This is a genomic window from Vibrio sp. V39_P1S14PM300, from assembly GCF_009904765.1.
Taxonomy (GTDB): Bacteria; Pseudomonadota; Gammaproteobacteria; order Enterobacterales; family Vibrionaceae; genus Vibrio; species Vibrio proteolyticus.
Map to the genome: position 1 here is coordinate 1 of NZ_WXWP01000231.1, position 2017 is coordinate 2017.

The 2017-nt window shown below is 46.6% G+C and carries 3 protein-coding genes; 2 read left to right on the plus strand and 1 reads right to left on the minus strand.

The window, feature by feature from the left end; translation table 11 throughout:
- The coding region (locus CAG65_RS11655; protein ID WP_161453740.1) for a winged helix-turn-helix domain-containing protein at nt 1-494 on the plus strand (494 nt) is incomplete at its 5' end.
- Between the two features lie 238 nt (nt 495-732).
- Nucleotides 733-966: a twin-arginine translocase TatA/TatE family subunit gene (gene tatA / locus CAG65_RS11660; RefSeq protein ID WP_021705177.1), complete on the plus strand. Its 234-nt coding sequence runs from the start codon at nt 733-735 to the stop codon at nt 964-966.
- Between the two features lie 72 nt (nt 967-1038).
- On the opposite strand, the gene ylqF is transcribed toward tatA, so the two are convergent.
- Nucleotides 1039-1983 (minus strand): ribosome biogenesis GTPase YlqF, encoded by a 945-nt coding sequence (ylqF, locus tag CAG65_RS11665; protein WP_021705178.1) that lies wholly within the window; start codon nt 1981-1983, stop codon nt 1039-1041.
- Nucleotides 1984-2017 lie beyond the last annotated feature (34 nt).

The following is a 2017-nucleotide window of genomic DNA, read 5'->3' on the forward strand; positions in this document are numbered from 1 at the left end:
AGTTAAGAAGCTGGACAGAGACACCCATTATTGTGATTTCCGCACGCGAAAAAGAAGCGGACAAAGTTCAGGCATTGGATGCAGGCGCGAATGATTATCTGACAAAGCCTTTTGGCAGTGAAGAGTTGATGGCCCGTATTCGGGTGGCGATTCGCATGAGTAAATCTACTGATCAACAGGCGCCGGCTTCCATCGAATTTGGTGACATTGTTTTGGATCTGGCTCTACAACAAGTCAGTAAACAAGGTAACGCCTTAAAACTGACCAAAACCGAATACAACATATTGAAGCTGTTGGCAAAAAATATGGGCAAGGTGTTGACTCATAAGCAAATTCTCAAAGAGGTTTGGGGCAGTAATTATGTAGAGCACCACCATTACGTTCGTATTCACGTCGCTCAGTTACGTCATAAGATAGAGGACAACCCGGCTCAGCCACGACATATTATTACCGAGACCGGGGTAGGATATCGATTGGTCGAAAACAGTGGATGACAGATAGCCCGGTACGCCGGGCTTTTTTATTCCCAGTATTGGGTCTTTATACAATCTTTACATCTTGTCGGGTAATGTTTGCAACATGCATACAGACAACTTCGTACACTCAATTCAGGTTAAGAACGAAAGTGAGCTGGTGTGGTCTTTTAGTGGGATAAAGTCACTTCGGTTAACGGAAGGGAAGAGCCTGATTTAGCACGACAGGTCTGTCATGTAGTCTGCTGGAGGGGATAAGATGGGTGGAATTAGTTTGGGAAAACTGTTGATTCTGGGCTGCATTATCGCACTTGTTTTCGGGACAAAGAAACTCCGCAGTATCGGAGAGGATGCGGGTTATGCATTGCGTGCTTTTCAAAAAGCAATGCGTGAAGACGCTTCTCCGGCTCATGATGACCATTCTGAAGCGCCGCTTACCGGATCTTCGGAGAACAGACATACGGATAAATCCAAACCACCTCATTACGGGTAACAATGAGGTTTAACTAAAAATCCCCTGGAACAAGCCAGGGGATTTTCTTTTTAAACTGACCGTCGTCTGTTATCAACGTTTGTTTTTCAGGTAACGTTTACGACGCTCTTCTTTTTGTTTGGCTTTTTCTTCTGCCCGACGCGCCGCTTCAATTTCCACTTCAATCAATTCTTGCGTGATCATTTCCGGACGCTCCAGTGTGATTTGCCCTAAGGTACCGGAGCGAAGCTCGTGCAGCAGAATTTCGGAAGCTTTGTGCAAATCAACACGCCCACCCGAACGCAGAGCACCACGGCGGCGACCAATCTCTTCCATTAACTCAATATCGGATTCTGGCAGTTCTTCAATCTGGTAGCGTTCTTTAAGACGGTCTGGATAGGCTTCAGCGAGATATTCTACGGTGTAGAACGCCACTTCGTCGTATTCCATCGCCGTATCTTTGACGGCGCCCGTGGCAGCAAGGCGGAATCCACTGTGAGGATTCTCTACTTTTGGCCACAAGATTCCAGGAGTATCAGACAAGACGATACCGTTTTGCAGATTAATGCGTTGCTGGCGACGGGTCACTGCGGGTTGGTTGCCCGTTTGGGCCACGGTTCTGCCTGCCAGGGTATTGATAATGGTCGATTTGCCGACATTCGGAATACCCATGATCATAGTGCGAATATTTTTGCCGATTTCTTCACGGTGTGGTGCAAGCTTACGGCACAGTTCCATAATCTTATGCACTTCTTGAGTGTTAGACGTTGTGATGGCCATTGCTTTGACATTTTTTTCTTGTTCAAAGTGGTCAATCCAAAGCTGAGTCAGCTCGGGATCCGCCAGATCACGTTTATTGAGTACCTTTACCACGGGCTTGTCGCCACGAAGCTGCGAAATCATTGGGTTTTCGCTGCTGAAAGGGATTCGGGCGTCCAGCACTTCAATGATGACGTCAACCTGAGGGATGGCCTCTTCAATTTCTTTACGTGCTTTGTGCATATGGCCCGGAAACCATTGAATTGTGTTATTAACCATTTGAAACTATTGCCTTTATATTTAATGGTTATGC